Raw genomic sequence first — 16,054 nt, forward strand, 5'->3', positions numbered from 1 at the left:
GCTAGGCTGGGGCCCGTGAATCCACGCCCTTCGGAGAGCTCCCGCCCATGGCGCAGTCCCCCGCCGCCCCGCAGTCCTTCCTGTGGCACGACTACGAGACCTTCGGCGCCGACCCGCGCCGCGACCGCCCCTCCCAGTTCGCGGCCATTCGCACCGATGCCGACCTCAACGAGATTGGCGAGCCTCTCGAGCTCTTCTGCAAGCCGGCCGATGACTTCCTGCCCCATCCCCAGGCCTGCCTGATCACCGGCATCACGCCCCAGCAGGCCCGTCGCCGCGGCCTGCCCGAGGCCGAGTTCGCCGGCGTGGTCGAGGCGGCCATGAGCGAGCCGGGCACCTGCGCGCTGGGCTATAACAGCCTGCGCTTCGACGACGAGGTGAGCCGCCACCTCTTCTATCGCAACCTGCTCGACCCCTATGCCCGGGAGTGGCAGAACGGCAACTCGCGCTGGGACCTGATCGACGTGGTGCGTGCCTTCCATGCCCTGCGCCCCGAGGGCATCGAGTGGCCGACGCGCGACGATGGCGCGCCGAGCTTCAAGCTGGAAAACCTGACGGCCGCCAACGGCATCGCCCATGCGGGGGCCCATGATGCCCTGGCCGACGTCCGCGCCACCATCGCCCTGGCGAGGCTGCTGCGGGAGCGCAACGGCAAGCTCTTCGACTACCTGCTCGGGCTGCGCGGCAAGCGTGCCGTCGCCCGGCAGCTGGACCTGCCCGGGCGCAAGCCGGTGCTGCACATCTCGCGGCGCTACCCGGCGAGTCGCGGTTGCAGCGCCCTGGTGATGCCGCTGGCCGAGCACCCCTCCAACCCCAACGGGGTGATCGTCTTCGACCTCTCCATGGATCCGGCCCCGCTGCTGGAGCTCACCCCGGAGCAGATCCGCGAGCGGGTCTTCGTCAGCAACGACGACCTGGCGGAGGGAGCCGAGCGCATTCCGCTGAAGGTGATCCACCTCAACAAGTGCCCGGTGCTGTTCCCGACCAGCGCCCTCAAGGACGTGGAAGGGCCGCACAAGGGTGAGTATGGCGCGATCGTCGAGCGCCTGGGGCTTGACCTGGCTGCCTGCCGCGAGCACTGGAAGCAGCTGTCGGCCCGACCGGAAGTGGCTGCCCGGGTCGCCGAGGTGTTTGCCGCGCCGCCTCCCGAGCCGCCACATGACCCGGACCTGATGCTCTATGCCGGGGGCTTCTTCTCGCCGGCGGACCGCCAGCAGATGCAGCGGGTGCGCGAGACCGACCCCTGGGACCTGGTGGGGGCACGCTTCGCCTTCCAGGACCCGCGCCTCGAGGAGATGCTGTTCCGCTACCGGGCCCGCAGCTATCCGGAGACCCTGGAGAGCGAGGAGCAGGCGCGCTGGGAGGCCTTCCGCTGGGAGCGCATGAACGACCCGGCCATCGCCGGCCTGACCCTCAAGGAGTTCGCCCGGGAGATCGAGCGGCTCAACAGTGTGCCGCTCTCCGACCGTGACCGGCAGATCCTCGAGGAGCTGGTGATGCACGTGGAGGCGATCATGCCGCCCCAGGCCTTCGACTGACCACAGGGTCCGCATCGCGATGCCAACGACAGCGCCCGGCCGATGGCCGGGCGCTGTCGTGTCGGCGGGTCAGTCCTTGCTCTCGGGCAGCGGCTTCAGGTGGTGGCTCAGGGAGAGCACGTCGCTGGGCTCGTCACCCGGGTCGAAGCTCACCCGCGCCACGGCCTCCTCGCGCAGTGCCGGCCAGCCCTCGCGCAGCTCCTCGGCCGTCACGGCCAGTGCCCGCTCGGCGAGACGGCGGTGGCGGTCGAAGGCGATGTCACCGTAGGCGAGCGCGCGCCACAGGCGATTGGTGCGCCCCGAGAGGCTGGTGTCGCGCTGCATCAGCTCGTCGTGCACGGCCTGGCGATAGGGCGCCAGCTCCTCGTCGTCGAGCGCCTCGAGCCGACCGGCGAAGTCGTCCAGGAAGGCATCGATGCGCGCCTGGATTGCCTCGCTTGCGGTATCGGGAGACTGCACCAGCAGGCTGATGCCCGGGGCATCCAGCATCGGTGAGTAACCCGCGTTGACCACATAGCCGAGCTGCTCCTCGGTGCGCAGGCGCTGGTAGAAGGGAGTCTCCAGCAGCTGGCCCAGCACCGCCAGGCGCGCCTGGCTGGCCAGCGAGCGGTCCGGTCCCTGGAGGTAGCGCAGCACCAGCGACTCCTCCCGGGTGGTGGTCGGTGTCAGCGCGGGCAGCTCATCCGCCTGCAGGGGGACGAGGTCCGGGATCTCGTCGTCCGCAAGGGAGGGGGAGAGCGCCTCGACGACCTGTCTTGCCTCGCGCTCGGCGAGCGCGGCGTCGAGGTTGCCCACGGCCATGGCCTCCAGGCGCAGCTCGGCCAGAAAGCGCTTGCGGAAGTCGCGCAGGTCCTCCACGCCGAGCTCGCGGCTGGCCTCGAGCAGGGCATCGGTAGGCCACTGGGGGCGTACCAGGGCCTCGGCCAGGGTGCGATGGGCCTGCCGGTAGAGGGCGTCCTGGGGCGCATTGCGCCATTCTCGCTGCAGGCGGTAGTGCACCCGGTCGAAGCTCGCCGCGTCGATCTCGCCCTCCTGCAACTGGTCGAGCACCCGGGCGATCAGCCGGTCCTGGCGGTCCCGCCAGCCGGAGAACGACAGGGTGATGCCCCGGGCGTGGGCATAGGCCTCGAAACCATGGCCGGCCAGCCTTGCCGGGTAGAGGGTCTCGTTGAGGCTGTCGCCAAGCCAGCCGGCGAGCAGCCGGGAGAGCGCCGCCTCGCGAGCCTCCTGGCTGGCGGCGGGATGCTGCAGGCTGAAGCGCCACTCCACCTTGGGGGTGTCGAAGCTGGCATCCGCCTTGTACCAGAAGCTGAAGCCCGGCGCCTCGATGCGCTTCTCGGGGACCTCGTCGTGGCGGTCGAGCAGTTCGAGATCCTCGGCGATGTAGGGGTTGGGCTCGGGCAGGGCGAGGCCCGCCAGCGGCTCGGCTTCGCCTGTCGCCTCGACCTCTCGCCAGGGGGCGTCGAACCAGGGCGAGACCTTTTCGCCCTCCACCTCCGGGCCGCTGTAGAGCCGCAGCATCCTCTCGGGCCGCAGGCCGTCGAGCCAGCGCGTGATCTGGTCGCGATCGAAGCCATCCATGCGGTAGGGCGCGACGTTGACGTCCTTCAGCGGGTAGCGTGACAGGTTCATGGCCAGCCGCATGGCATCGCCCTGGGGCGAGCCGTGCTGCTGGAAGCGGAACTGCTGCTCGGCCAGGCGCGCCTGCTCCTCGTAGCGCCATTCCGCCAGGCCGGCGTCGCGGATCCGCTCGATGGTGGCGAACAGACTTTCCTGGATGCGGTCGAGCCGCTCGGCGCCATCCGGCGTCAGGCTGATGTCCACGGCGAACAGCGCATGGCGCCCGTCGCCGCGGGTCATCCCCGCGGAGAGGCCGTCGGCCCAGCCCGCCTCGCGCAGCACCGCGAGCAGGCTGCCCTCGCCCTCGTGGCCGAGCAGGTTGGCCAGGTAGTCGGCCGGCTTGTGGCGATAGGCCTGCTGGGGGTCGGGAACAGGGAACAGGAAGCTGACCCGCTGGCTGTCGCGCACCGACTGCATCTCGGCGGCCCGGGGCAGGGCCTGTTCCGCCACCAGCGGCGCCTCGATGACCGGGCGGGAGAGGCCGCGGTCGGGTACCTCGGCGAAGCGCTCGGTGACCATGGCCTCCAGCTCATCGAGGGGCTGGGGGGCGACCACGGCCAGGTGCATGACGTTGGCACCGTAGTGGTTCTCGTAGAAGTCGATCACCCGCTCACGCAGGCTCGGCTCGCCTGCGGGGCGGTCGGCCAGGGTCTCGCGACTGCCCACCGAGAAGCCGGTGGTGGGGTGCTCGGGATTGAGCAGCTGGTCGAGCACGTCCTGGGCGCGGCGCCCGTCGTCGCGGATGCGCGCCTGGTACTCGGAGTGGACCACGTTGCGCTCGCTCTCCAGGCGGTCGGCATTGAACAGCGGGGCAACGAAGAAGCGGCTGAACCGGTCCAGGGCGCCGGCCAGGGCGTCCGGCTCGATGTCGAAGAAGTAGTTGGTGTCATGGGGGGCGGTGAAGGCATTGTGGCTCCCCCCATGGCGCGACAGGAAGGCCTGGTAGGCGTCCGACGCCGGGTAGGCATCGGTGCCCAGGAACAGCATGTGCTCGAGGAAGTGGGCCAGGCCGGCCAGGTCCTCCGGGTCCTGGGCGCTGCCCACGCCGACGTTCAGCGAGGCGGCGGCCTGGTCGGCCTCGGGGTCGCTGACCAGCAGCACGCTCAGGCCGTTGTCGAGGGTCAGGGCACGGTAGTCGCGGTCATCGTGGGGGCTGACCCGCGGCGAGACGACCTCGTCGACGGTCGCCGCTGGCTCGGGTGCCTCGGCCCGGGCGGCCAGGCCCGTGATCAGGGTCGCGGCCACGGCAAGCCAGGCGAGCAGGCGGGCCGGTTGGCGCAGGGGGGCAGGCAAGGGCTGTGTCATCATCGCTCCTGTGGCATGGGCTGGCGCAGCATGGGCCCGGTGGGATGGGCACAGGCCGGATCCTGGTTAGCGGGATCATTCACTCGTCTTGATACCGGAAAGGCGCCCAACAGTTCCCCGGGAGCGGGCACGAGCATCGATTGCGCCTCGGCCACCGGGGTCTGCGGGTCGAGCCAGCGCCTCGCGTCCTCGGGGGGGATCACCGCCGGTAGCCGGTCGGTGAGCGGGGCGAGCAGCGTCCCGGTGGGCACCGTGATCAGCGCCATGGAGTCATTGTACTCGCTCAGGGTGGTATGGAAGCGGCACCAGAGCCCTGCCAGCAGCAGCGGGCCGCGGTCGACGCGGGTCACCAGGAAGGGCTGCTTGAAGCGTGGCTGCGGCTTCCACACATAGATGCCGCTCGCCGGGACCAGGCAGCGGCGCGCGTCGAAGGCCTCGCGGAACATGGGTCGGGTCGTCAGCGCTTCGGCCCGGGCGCAGTGGGGCGCATGGTCGAGCACCTTCAACCAGGGGGGCGTGAGCCCCCAGAAGGCGTTCACCAGGCGCAGCCGGCCCCCTTCCAGGCGCACGATCGACAGGGGACGACGCGGGGCCAGGTTGGCGCCGGTGATCGGGGTGGTCTCGGCGGCCAGGTCGGGCAGCAGGCGCTCGAGCTCGAGGGGGGCGATGTGCAGTCGGCCGGCCATGGGGTCTCCGGGGTGGTGGGGCGACAGGGTAACCAAGTCGACCTGACGAGAAAAGCGGCGAACGGGCGGCGATCCTGGCGTCGGCTTGCATCGTCATCCGTGTGGGATATCCTGTCGAAAACAGTGTTCGATGAGGGTATCCTTGTCGCCCGACCCGCGATGCCCGCCACTATCCCTGCGAGGAACCCGATGGCCCGTCCCAGACAGCATGCCCCCGAGGCACTCCATGCCCAGGTCATGGCCGCATGCGATGCCTGGCTGCAGGAGCACCCGGCCCACACGCTGTCGCTGCGTGCCCTCGCCCGGGAGGTGGGCTGTGCGCCGAGCACCCTGCTCAAGCTCTACGGCAGCTTCGGCAACCTGCTCCAGCACGTCAACATCGAGACCCTGGCGCGCCTGCGCGGGGTGATCGAGCCGCTGCTCGCCGATATCGCCCCCGAGGAGCGGCTCAAGGCGCTGGCCAGGGCCTACTGGCAGTTCGCCCGCGAGGATGCCTACCGCTGGCAGCTGCTGTTCGACTATCCCCTGGCCCAGGAGGGCGAGCTGGACCAGCGCCAGAACGAGATGATCGAGGGCCTTTTCCTGCGCGTGGAGGCGACCCTCAAGGAGTACCAGCCGGCGCTGGACGACCTGGAGGCACGGCGGTTGAGTCGCACCCTCTGGGGCAGCGTCCATGGCCTGGTCCAGCTGGGGCTCAACGAGCGCCTGGGGTACTGGCAGGGCGAGCCGCTGGAGGTGGGCGAACTGCTCGACCAGCTGCTCGCCACCATCCTGGCGGGCCTCAGGCACGCGCCCGGCGTGACGTGATGACCCCCTGGCTGTGGGGGGTCACGGGCCTGGCGATGGTGGCGGGGAGCTGGCGACTGGCCAGTGCGCCCCGGCCCTTCCTGCGCTGGCTGGTCTTCCTGCTGGTTCACCTCGTCTATCGGCTGCGCTTCCGCGGCCGCCACCACATTCCCCCGCGTGGTCCGGCCATCGTCGTCTGCAACCATGTCAGCTTCATGGATGCCCTGGTGGTGGGCGGGGCGAGCCCGCGGCCGCTGCGCTTCCTGATGGACAAGCCGATCTACGAGTCGCCCTGGCTCAACTGGCTGTTCCGGCTGGTGGGGGCCATCCCCGTGGATGCCGACCGTCGCGACCCGGGCAGCGTGCGTCGTGCGCTGATCGAGGTCAGCCATGCGCTGCGCCAGGGCGAGGTGGTGATGGTGTTTCCCGAGGGGCGCCTGACCCCGGACGGCGAGGTGCACCCCTTCCGCCGTGGCCTCGAGCTGATCCTGGCCCGGGATGCGGTGCCGGTGGTGCCCGCTGGCCTCGCCGGTCTCTGGGGCTCCTGGACCTCGCACCATGGCGGCAAGGCTCTGACCAAGCCGCCTCGCCGGTTCCGGGCGCGGGTGGCGCTGTTCTTCGGTGAGCCCCTGCCGGCCGGCGAGGCGAGCCGGCGCAACGTCGAGGCCCGGGTGCGTTCGCTCAAGGCCGAGGCCGATGGCTGGGCCGACAGCGCGCGGAGGTAGGCATCAGCCGAGTCGGGCGGGGCGCCGTGTCGGCTGCCAGCAGCGTGCCGCGGTGATCAGGTTGTCACGGACCTCGAGGATCTCCATGCGCACGCTGCCGATCTGCAGGCAGGCCGGGCCGTCGGGGAAGGATTCCAGATGCTCGAGGATCACGCCGTTGAGGGTCTTGGGGCCATCCGTGGGCAGCTGCCAGCCCAGTGCCTTGTTGATGTCGCGGATGTTGGCGGTGCCGTCGATCACGTGGCTGCCGTCGTCCTGCAGGTGGATCTCCTGGTCCAGGCCCGCCACGTCGGTGGTGAACTCGCCGACGATCTCCTCGAGGATGTCCTCCAGGGTCACCAGCCCCTCCACGTCGCCGTACTCGTCCACCACGATGCCGATGCGCCGCTTCTGCTTCTGGAAGTTGAGCAGCTGGGTGTGCAGCGGGGTGGACTCGGGGATGAAGTAGGGCTCGCGGGCCTCCTGGACGATGGCGGCCTTGGTCACCTCGCCGCGGGACAGGAAACGCGCCGCGTTGCGCAGGTGGAGCATGCCGATGATGTTGTTGATGTCGCCCTTGTAGACCGGCAGCCGGGTGTGCTGGCTGGTGCGGATGCGGGCCAGGATCTCCTCCAGGTCGTCGTCCAGGTCGAGGCCCATCACCTCGTGGCGCGGCACCATGATGTCGTTCACGGTGACGTTCTCGAGGTCGAGAATCGACAGCAGCATCGCCTGGTGGCGGCGCGGGATCAGGGTGCCGGCCTCGTGCACCACGGTGCGCAGCTCGTCGCGGGTCAGGTTGTCGGTCTCGCCGTCGATGCTCTTCACGCCGAGCAGGCGCAGCAGGCCGTTGGAGATGGCGTTGACCAGCCACACGAGGGGATAGAGCAGCTTGAGCAGCGGCTCGAGCACCAGCGAGGCGGGATAGGCGATGCGCTCGGGCTTGACCGCGGCATAGGTCTTGGGCGTGACCTCGGCGAAGATCAGGATCACGATGGTCAGCACCAGGGGGGCGATGGCCGGGCCGGTGACCTCGCCGAAGAAGTGGATGGCGAGCACGGTGGCGATGGCGGCCGCCAGGTTGTTGACCAGGTTGTTGCCGATCAGGATCACGCCGATCAGCCGGTCCGGCCTGGCGAGCAGGCGCATCACCCGCAGGGCGCGCGACTCGCCGCTGTTCGCCTGGTGGCTCAGGCGATAGCGGTTGATCGACATCATCCCGGTCTCGGAACTGGAGAAGAAGGCGGAAAGACAGACGAGCAGGAACAGCAGGCCGAACAGCAGTCCCAGCGGGAAGTCGTCACTCAAGTCGAAGGATCCTCAAAGGCGTATCAGGCTCGAGTTGTAGGGGGTCGGTCATGCGGTGTCAAGGCGAGTGCCGGCGTCAGCCGCGGTCGAGCAGGATCTCCAGCACGAACTTGCTGCCGAAGTAGGCCAGCAGCAGCACCAGGCAGCCGCCCAGGGTCCAGCGGACCGCCCGCATGCCTCGCCAGCCCAGCCGGTGGTGGCTGAACAGCAGGGTGGCGAAGATCACCCAGGCAGCCAGCGAGAGGATGGACTTGTGGGCCAGGTGCTGGGCGAACATGTTGTCGATGAACAGGAAGCCGCTGACGATCGACAGGGTCAGCAGGATCATGCCGGCCCAGATCAGCTCGAAGAGGATCCGTTCCATGGTGGTCAGCGGCGGCAGCGACTGGACCACGCCGCGGATGTGGTGATGGCGCAGCGCCTGGTTCTGGACGCCGAGCAGGACTGCCTGGATGGCGGCGATGGCCAGCAACGCGAATGCCAGCGCGCTGCTCAGGGCGTGCAGGGCGATCCCCGGGGTCATGCCGGCCCCGCGCTCGGGGCTCGGCAGGCCGACCGCCAGCAGCAGGGTCAGGCCGGCCAGCGGCAGCAGCCCGGTGGCGACGTTGAGGACCGGCTTGACGAGGCTGACCACCAGCAGCACCAGCACGGCCAGGCCACTGGCCAGCACCGCGCTGGTGGAGAGCCCGGGCAGCAGGGAGTCACCCCGGGCCAGCAGGGTGGCGGCCAGGGGCAGGTGACAGAGCAGGCCGAGCAGGCTCAGCCCGCGCACCAGCATGGCGCGGGGCGGCACCCGTCGAACCAGGGTCAGCCCCTGCCAGGAGGCGGCACCGAGGTAGAAGATGAAGGCCATGACGGCAAGTGATAGCGGCTGCATCGATCGCTGTCCGTGCGCCTTCGCCAGCGCCTGGTGGGATGGAATGGAGCCGCTACTATACCGAATCCACCGGGCCGCGCACAGCCGGCGTCGCGCCCCGCGAGGGCGGCGAATGCCCGTCATGCATGGAGACTGGCGGCTACAGGGCGTATAATTTTCGACCATTGCAGGGAGCCCCCGGTCGGTGCCGGGTCGGCTCTCCGGCCATCGTTCTTGGAGAGGCCCATGTTCCAGAATCTCAGCGAGCGTCTGTCGCAGACGCTCAAGTCGATCAAGGGTCAGGCGCGCCTGACCGAGGACAACGTCAAGGACACCCTGCGCGAGGTGCGCCGGGCGCTGCTCGAGGCCGACGTGGCCCTGCCGGTAGTCAAGGAGTTCATCGACCGCGTGCGCGAGCGTGCGGTGGGACAGGAGGTCTCCCAGAGCCTCTCTCCGGGGCAGCAGTTCGTCAAGATCGTCCAGCAGGAGCTCGAGGCGATCATGGGCGAGGCCAACGAGGGGCTGACCCTCAAGGGCACCCCGGCCGTGGTGCTGATGGCCGGCCTGCAGGGGGCGGGCAAGACCACCTCGGTGGCCAAGCTGGCGCGCTACCTGCGCGAGCGTGAGAAGAAGAAGGTGCTGGTGGTCTCTGCCGACGTCTATCGGCCGGCAGCCATCGACCAGCTCGAGACCCTGGCGAAGGAGGTCGAGGTCGACTTCTTCCCGTCGCGCTCCGACCAGCAGCCTGTCGCCATCGCCGAGGCGGCGATCAAGCATGCCCGGATCCAGTTCCATGATGTGGTGATCGTCGACACCGCCGGCCGCCTGGCGATCGACGAGGCGATGATGGCCGAGATCCAGGCGCTGCATAAGGCCGTGGTGCCCGACGAGACGCTGTTCGTCGTTGATGCCATGACCGGCCAGGACGCCGCCAATACCGCCAAGGCCTTCCACGAGGCGCTGCCGCTCACCGGGGTGATCCTCACCAAGGCCGATGGCGACGCCCGCGGCGGTGCGGCCCTCTCGGTGCGCCATATCACCGGCAAGCCGATCAAGTTCATGGGGGTGGGCGAGAAGGTCGATGCCCTCGAGCCCTTTCATCCGGATCGCGTGGCCTCTCGCATCCTCGGCATGGGCGACGTGCTGTCGTTGATCGAGGAGGCCGAGCGCACCGTCGACAAGAAGAAGGCCGAGCAGCTGGCCAAGAAGGTCAAGAAGGGACAGGGCTTCGACCTCGAGGACTTCCGCGACCAGCTCCAGCAGCTCAAGAAGATGGGCGGCATGGGTGGCCTGATGGGCAAGCTGCCGGGCATGGGCCAGATGGCCGAGATGGCGCAGGGCCCCGGCCCCGAGAAGGAGCTGGGCAAGCTGGAGGCGCTGATCAACTCCATGACCCCCCAGGAGCGGCGCAAGCCCGAGATCATCAACGGCTCGCGCAAGCGGCGAATCGCCGCCGGTGCCGGCCTGCAGGTGCCCGACCTCAATCGCCTGCTCAAGCAGCACAAGCAGATGCAGAAGATGATGAAGAAGGCGGGCAAGAAGGGCGGCATGCAGAAGATGATGCGCGGCATGTCCGGCATGATGGGCGGCGGTGGTCCGGGCGGCCCCGGTGGCATGGGGGGCATGGGCGGTCCCGGCGGCATGCCGTGGCGCTGAGCCGGCCCGCGGCGGGGCGCTCCCTGCAAAAAGGTTTCCAAGTCGGGCGGTTTTCCGTAGAATGTCGCGTCTTCACTGGCAGGACCGCGATCGACGCGGCCATCGTCGTGACCGAATGACCCGAAGCCGGGCCGTCGGCCCGCTTCCCGTAGCAGATCGTCGAGGGCCAGCAGGGTATCGGCACCTCGGCCGAAACATCCGCAACTTCAACCGAAGGATAATCAACGCATGGTTACCATTCGTCTGGCACGTGGTGGCGCCAAGAAGCGTCCCTTCTACCACCTCACCGTGACCGATTCCCGCAAGTCCCGTGACGGCCGCTTCATCGAGCGCCTGGGCTTCTTCAACCCGGTGGCCCGTGGCCAGGAAGAGCGCCTGCGCGTCGACCTGGAGCGCATCAGCCACTGGCAGAGCCAGGGGGCCCAGCTCTCCGACCGCGTCGCCGAGCTGGTCAAGGAAGCCCGCAAGCAGGCCTGAAGGGCCTGACTTGCCGGCTGCAACGCTCCAGGGGTCGTCGATGAGCGAACACGCGCAAGCGCAGCCCGCCGACGATCATGTGGTGCTGGGCACGCTGACCAGCCCTTACGGTGTCAAGGGCTGGTTGAGGGTGTACTCGTACACCAGCCCCATGGAGGGCATCCTCGACTACGCGTCCTGGGTGCTGCGCCAGGGGACGACGCTGACCCGGGTGGGCGTCCTGCAGGGACGCCGTCAGGGCAAGGGCCTGGTGGCCCGGCTCGAGGGGGTCGACAGCCGCGAGGCGGCCGAGGCCCTGGCCGGCGCCGAGATCCTGCTGCCCAAGGCGGAACTGCCCGCGCTCGATGCTGATGACTACTACTGGTATCAGCTGGAAGGCCTTCGGGTGGTGACCCGCGAGGGGCTGGCGCTGGGAGAGATCGCCTATCTCTTCGAGACCGGCGCCAACGACGTCCTGGTGGTCAAGGGCGAGGTCGACGAGGGCATCGAGGCTCGCGAACGGCTGCTGCCCTACCTCCCCGGCGAGGTGGTGCTGGACGTGGACCTCGAGGCCGGCGTGATGACCGTCGACTGGGATCCGGAATTTTGACGGAAACAGTTTTGACGGATACAGCCCCGACGGAAACCGGTTCGATGACCTACGATTCGGCGGCTGCCGGGCAGGCGGCCAGCATGTGGGTCGGGGTGGTCTCGCTGTTTCCCGAGATGTTCGAGGCGATCACTCGCCATGGCGTCACGGGCAGGGCGGTGGAGAAGGGGCGCATCGCGCTCGAGTTCTGGAACCCCCGGGACTTCGCCACCGACCGGCATCGCACCGTGGATGACCGCCCCTATGGCGGTGGCCCGGGGATGCTGATGAAGGTCGACACCCTGCGCGCGGCCATCCACGCCGCTCGCGAGCGGGCCGAGGCGGCCACCGGGACGCGGGCGAAGGTCATCTACCTGTCGCCCCAGGGGCGCCGCCTGGACCAGCGGGGCGTGCAGGAGCTGGCGTCGGGCCCACCCCTGGTGGTGGTGGCCGGGCGCTATGAAGGCATCGATGAGCGGGTGGTGGAAGCCGACATCGATGAGGAGTGGTCGATCGGCGACTATGTGCTCAGCGGCGGCGAACTGCCGGCCATGGTGCTGATCGATGCCGCGGCAAGGCTGGTGCCCGGGGTGCTGGGCCATCAGGATTCCGCGGTCGAGGACTCCTTCAACGACGGACTGCTGGACTGTCCGCACTACACGCGCCCGGAGGAAGTCGACGGGCGGCGGGTGCCGGAGGTCCTGCTCAGCGGCCACCATGGCGCCATCCGGCGCTGGCGGCTCAAGCAGTCCCTGGGGCGGACCTGGCTCAGGCGTCCCGACCTGCTGGAAGGCAGGACGTTGAGTGGCGAGCAACGCAAGCTGCTCGAGGAGTTCATCGAGGACTACGCACTGTCCACGCGGTAGGACAGGGCGGAGGTGCAGGACGCCATGCCCCGCAGCGGGCCCGGTGGACCTGTGTCACCAACGGCATTCCCGCGCTCTCGAGCTCGACTCGGGCGCCGGGATCACGGTTCGCCGGCAACCCAAGCCGACCGGCGGATCAGGTTATCAAGGAGTCAATGTCATGAGCAGCAAGAACAAGGTGATCCAGGCGCTCGAGAGCGAGCAGATGAGCAAGGAAGTCCCGGCCTTCGCCCCCGGCGATACCGTGGTCGTCCAGGTCAAGGTCAAGGAAGGCTCCCGCGAGCGTCTCCAGGCCTTCGAGGGCGTGGTCATCGGCAAGCGCAACCGTGGCCTGAACTCGGCCTTCACCGTACGCAAGATCTCCCACGGCGTCGGTGTCGAGCGGACCTTCCAGACCTACAGCCCGCTGGTCGACTCCATCGAGGTCAAGCGTCGCGGTGACGTGCGCCAGGCCAAGCTGTACTACCTCCGCGAGCGCAGCGGCAAGTCTGCCCGCATCAAGGAAAAGCTGGCCTGAGGCAGCTGCCTCTGCCGGCCCGTGGTGCCGGGGCCCCAGGCCCCGCACCTCCCGCGAGACCCCGTCACCGCTGCCGCGGGGCGGGGTTTCGTGCTGCTGGGGCCTGACCGGGAGCCGTATGCAAGCCACCATGGATGCGGGCGCGCTGGTCGATGCCTTCCTCGACGGCCTGTGGCTGGAGCGGGGGGCGAGCGACAATACCCTGGCCGCCTATCGCCACGACCTGAGCGCCTGGCAGGCGCGCCTGGAGTGCGCCAACCAGCGGCTGCTGGCGCCGGCCGGCGGGGAGTTGCCGGCCTGGCTCGACGAGCGTCGCGAGGCCGGCTACAGCCTGCGCAGCAACGCCCGGCTGCTCTCCAGCCTGCGCGGCTTCTATCGCTGGGCGCTGGCAGAAGGGCTCGTCGACCAGGACCCGCTGGCCGAGGTGCGGCTGCCCCGGGTGCGCCCCTCGCTTCCCGATACCCTGGAGGAGGCCGAGGTGGAGCGCCTGCTCGCGGCCCCGGATCTGGCCACCGACCTGGGGCTGCGTGACCGGGCGATGCTCGAGTTGCTCTACGGGGCCGGGTTGCGGGTCAGCGAGCTGGTGGGGCTGACCACCGATGCGGTCAACCTGCGCCAGGGGGTGGTCCGGGTGCGGGGCAAGGGCGACAAGGACCGCCTGGTGCCACTGGGCGAGGAGGCCGTGGCCTGGCTGTCGCGCTACCTGCGTGGCGCCCGGGGGGCGCTGATGGTCGACATCACCCGACCGGCGCTGTTTCCCGGGCGGGGCGACCGCTGCCTGACGCGCCAGGCCTTCTGGCACCGCATCAAGGCCCATGCGCGTACTGCCGGCATCGACCGGCCGCTGTCGCCGCATACCCTGCGCCACGCCTTCGCCACCCATCTGTTGAATCATGGGGCCAACCTGCGTGTCGTACAGCTGCTGCTCGGTCACAGCGACCTCTCGACCACGCAGATCTATACCCATGTGGCGCAGGTGCGACTGGAAGCCCTGCATGCCGACCATCATCCTCGAGGCTGACTCATGAGACGATCGACCCTTACCCTCGGCGGCGGACTGCTCGCCGCCTCCCTGGCCCTGCTGCCCGTCGCCCAGGCCGACCCGGCCGAACAGCTGGCCGAGACCCTCACGGTCAACGGCCAGTCCATGCCCGTGGAGCGCGTGCGCGAGACACCGCTGGAGGGCTTCTTCGAGGTGAGGCTGGAGAGTGGCGAGACCTTCTACAGCAACGCCGAGGGCAGCCACTTCCTGGTCGGCGACCTCTACGAGAACGGCGAAAACGGCCTGGTCAACCTCACCGAGCAGGGGCGCAACGCCGAGCGCAGCGGGCGTCTCGCCGCGGTGCCGGAGAGCGAGCGGGTGGTCTTCCGCGGCCCCGGCGAGCCACGCGCCACCCTCATGGTCTTCACCGATACCACCTGCCCCTACTGCCGGCAGCTCCACGAGGAGGTGCCACGGCTCAACGAGCTGGGGATCGAGGTGCACTACCTGGCCTTCCCGCGCAGCGGCCTGGGCTCGCCGGGGGGCAGGGAGCTGCAGCAGGTGTGGTGTGCCGACAATCCGGCCGAGGCGATGTCCGCGGCCAAGCGCGAGGAAGCGCTGTCGGCTGCCGCCGACTGCGACAATCCGGTCGAGGAACAGTATCATCTGGGCATGGAGCTCGGCGTCCAGGGTACGCCGGCCATCGTGCTGCCCGACGGTCGCCTGGTGCCCGGCTACGTGCCGGCGGAGCGCCTGGCCGCCATGCTCGGCCTGAACGAGTGATGACCGACGTCGATGAACGTCGGCACGGCGGGCCCGGACGGGCCCGATCCACGCTGAGACACACGCCAGAACGAGGGGAATGACATTGAAACCGGTGAGAGTGGGAATCTGTGGCCTGGGGACCGTCGGTGGCGGAACCTTCAACGTGCTGACACGCAATGCCGACGACATCGCCCGGCGGGCGGGACGTCCGATCGTCATCGAGCAGGTCGCTTTCCGCAGCCTCAATCCCGACTGTGATACCACCGGCATCCGGACCACCTCCGACGTCTTCGAGGTGGCCACCAACCCCGATATCGACGTGCTGGTCGAGCTGATCGGCGGCTACGACGTGGCCCGCGAGCTGGTGCTCACCGCCATCGAGCACGGCAAGCACGTGGTTACCGCCAACAAGGCGCTGATCGCCGTGCACGGCAACGAGATCTTCCGGGCCGCCCACGAGAAGGGCGTGATCGTCGCCTTCGAGGCCGCGGTGGCCGGTGGCATCCCGGTGATCAAGTCGCTGCGCGAGGGCCTGGGGGCCAACCGCATCGAGTGGGTGGCCGGCATCATCAACGGCACCGGCAACTACATCCTGACCCATATGCGCGACGAGGGGCGGGCCTTCGAGGACGTGCTCGCCGAGGCCCAGGCGCTGGGCTACGCCGAGTCCGACCCGACCTTCGACGTCGAGGGCATCGACGCCGCCCACAAGCTGACCATCCTCGCCTCCATCGCCTATGGCGTGCCGCTGCAGTTCGACAAGGCCTACACCGAGGGCATCTCGCGGATCACCGCCGAGGACGTGGAGCAGGCCGACAACCTGGGCTACGTGATCAAGCATCTGGGGATCTCCAAGCGTACCGAATCGGGCCTCGAACTGCGGGTGCACCCGACCCTGATTCCCAAGGAACGCCTGCTGGCCAGCGTCCACGGCGTCAAGAACGCCATCGCGGTGATGGGCGACGCCGTGGGACCGACCCTCTATTACGGAGCCGGTGCCGGCGCCGAGCCCACCGCCTCCGCGGTGGTCGCCGACCTGCTGGACGTGGCCCGCGACATCGCCACCGATCACCACTACCGGGTGCCCTACCTGGCCTTCAGCGGCATCGGCGAGCAGGAGAGCGACCTGCCGATCATGCCCATGGAAGACATCATCACCGCCTACTACCTGCGGCTGCTGGCGGTGGACCGCCCCGGCGTGCTGGCGCGGGTGGCGACCATCCTCTCCGAGCAGGGCATCTCCATCGAGGCGCTGATCCAGAAGGAGGCCACCGAGGGCGAACTGGTGCCGATCATCCTGCTGACCCATCGCACCCGCGAGAAGCAGATGAACGAGGCGATCCGCCTGATCGAGTCGCTGGCCGACATCGCCGGCCCGGTGACGCGCATTCGGGTCGAGTCGCTGGACGAGCAGGAGTAA

Annotated in this window: 15 protein-coding genes; 11 read left to right on the forward strand and 4 right to left on the reverse strand. The window is 69.2% G+C overall.

The window, feature by feature from the left end; translation table 11 throughout:
• Positions 1-47 precede the first annotated feature (47 nt).
• Positions 48-1,538, forward strand: a complete 1,491-nt coding sequence (sbcB, locus tag DFP85_RS16485; protein WP_133637523.1) for an exodeoxyribonuclease I — start codon at positions 48-50, stop codon at positions 1,536-1,538.
• A gap of 69 nt (positions 1,539-1,607) precedes the next feature.
• On the opposite strand, the gene DFP85_RS16490 is transcribed toward sbcB, so the two are convergent.
• Positions 1,608-4,463, reverse strand: coding sequence for an insulinase family protein (locus DFP85_RS16490; protein ID WP_133637524.1), 2,856 nt, complete (start codon positions 4,461-4,463; stop codon positions 1,608-1,610).
• Entirely contained in the window at positions 4,463-5,149 is a 687-nt protein-coding gene (locus DFP85_RS16495) for an SOS response-associated peptidase (protein ID WP_133637525.1), read from the reverse strand. The genes DFP85_RS16490 and DFP85_RS16495 overlap by 1 nt, the downstream gene beginning before the upstream one ends.
• Before the next feature lie 189 nt (positions 5,150-5,338).
• Here DFP85_RS16495 and DFP85_RS16500 point away from each other — a divergent pair, with 189 nt between their 5' ends.
• Together DFP85_RS16500 and DFP85_RS16505 are read left to right on the forward strand one after the other, a co-directional pair.
• The gene (locus DFP85_RS16500) at positions 5,339-5,956 is read left to right on the forward strand and encodes a TetR/AcrR family transcriptional regulator (protein WP_106231350.1); all 618 of its coding nucleotides are present in this window, start codon (positions 5,339-5,341) and stop codon (positions 5,954-5,956) included.
• Positions 5,957-5,991: 35 nt separating this feature from the next.
• Positions 5,992-6,660, forward strand: a complete 669-nt coding sequence (locus DFP85_RS16505; protein WP_424955099.1) for a 1-acyl-sn-glycerol-3-phosphate acyltransferase — start codon at positions 5,992-5,994, stop codon at positions 6,658-6,660.
• A gap of 3 nt (positions 6,661-6,663) precedes the next feature.
• Here DFP85_RS16505 and DFP85_RS16510 read toward each other — a convergent pair whose 3' ends face one another.
• Both DFP85_RS16510 and DFP85_RS16515 read right to left on the reverse strand, forming a co-directional pair.
• The gene (locus DFP85_RS16510; protein ID WP_133637527.1) at positions 6,664-7,947 is read right to left on the reverse strand and encodes an HlyC/CorC family transporter; all 1,284 of its coding nucleotides are present in this window, start codon (positions 7,945-7,947) and stop codon (positions 6,664-6,666) included.
• Positions 7,948-8,023: 76 nt separating this feature from the next.
• A complete protein-coding gene (locus DFP85_RS16515; protein ID WP_133637528.1) occupies positions 8,024-8,824 on the reverse strand; it encodes a cytochrome C assembly family protein in 801 nt (266 codons plus the stop codon).
• Between the two features lie 225 nt (positions 8,825-9,049).
• On the opposite strand from DFP85_RS16515, the gene ffh reads away from it, so the two are divergent.
• The 8 genes from ffh (at position 9,050) to DFP85_RS16555 (ending at position 16,054) form a co-directional block, all read left to right on the forward strand.
• Positions 9,050-10,459: a signal recognition particle protein gene (ffh, locus tag DFP85_RS16520; RefSeq protein ID WP_133637529.1), complete on the forward strand. Its 1,410-nt coding sequence runs from the start codon at positions 9,050-9,052 to the stop codon at positions 10,457-10,459.
• Positions 10,460-10,687: 228 nt separating this feature from the next.
• The gene (gene rpsP, locus DFP85_RS16525) at positions 10,688-10,936 is read left to right on the forward strand and encodes a 30S ribosomal protein S16 (RefSeq protein ID WP_133637530.1); all 249 of its coding nucleotides are present in this window, start codon (positions 10,688-10,690) and stop codon (positions 10,934-10,936) included.
• A gap of 40 nt (positions 10,937-10,976) precedes the next feature.
• Positions 10,977-11,525: a ribosome maturation factor RimM gene (rimM, locus tag DFP85_RS16530; RefSeq protein WP_133637531.1), complete on the forward strand. Its 549-nt coding sequence runs from the start codon at positions 10,977-10,979 to the stop codon at positions 11,523-11,525.
• 83 nt (positions 11,526-11,608) lie between these two features.
• Positions 11,609-12,370: a tRNA (guanosine(37)-N1)-methyltransferase TrmD gene (trmD, locus tag DFP85_RS16535; RefSeq protein WP_133637566.1), complete on the forward strand. Its 762-nt coding sequence runs from the start codon at positions 11,609-11,611 to the stop codon at positions 12,368-12,370.
• A gap of 160 nt (positions 12,371-12,530) precedes the next feature.
• Positions 12,531-12,887, forward strand: a complete 357-nt coding sequence (rplS, locus tag DFP85_RS16540) for a 50S ribosomal protein L19 (protein WP_106231358.1) — start codon at positions 12,531-12,533, stop codon at positions 12,885-12,887.
• Between the two features lie 118 nt (positions 12,888-13,005).
• Entirely contained in the window at positions 13,006-13,908 is a 903-nt protein-coding gene (gene xerD, locus DFP85_RS16545) for a site-specific tyrosine recombinase XerD (protein WP_208108537.1), read from the forward strand.
• A 3-nt stretch (positions 13,909-13,911) separates the two neighbouring features.
• Positions 13,912-14,652 (forward strand): DsbC family protein, encoded by a 741-nt coding sequence (locus DFP85_RS16550; RefSeq protein ID WP_133637532.1) that lies wholly within the window; start codon positions 13,912-13,914, stop codon positions 14,650-14,652.
• Between the two features lie 85 nt (positions 14,653-14,737).
• Complete coding sequence (locus tag DFP85_RS16555; RefSeq protein WP_106231361.1) at positions 14,738-16,054, forward strand: homoserine dehydrogenase; 1,317 nt, start codon at positions 14,738-14,740, stop codon at positions 16,052-16,054.

Origin of the sequence: Halomonas ventosae, from assembly GCF_004363555.1 — a bacterium.
Classification (GTDB): domain Bacteria; phylum Pseudomonadota; class Gammaproteobacteria; order Pseudomonadales; family Halomonadaceae; genus Halomonas; species Halomonas ventosae.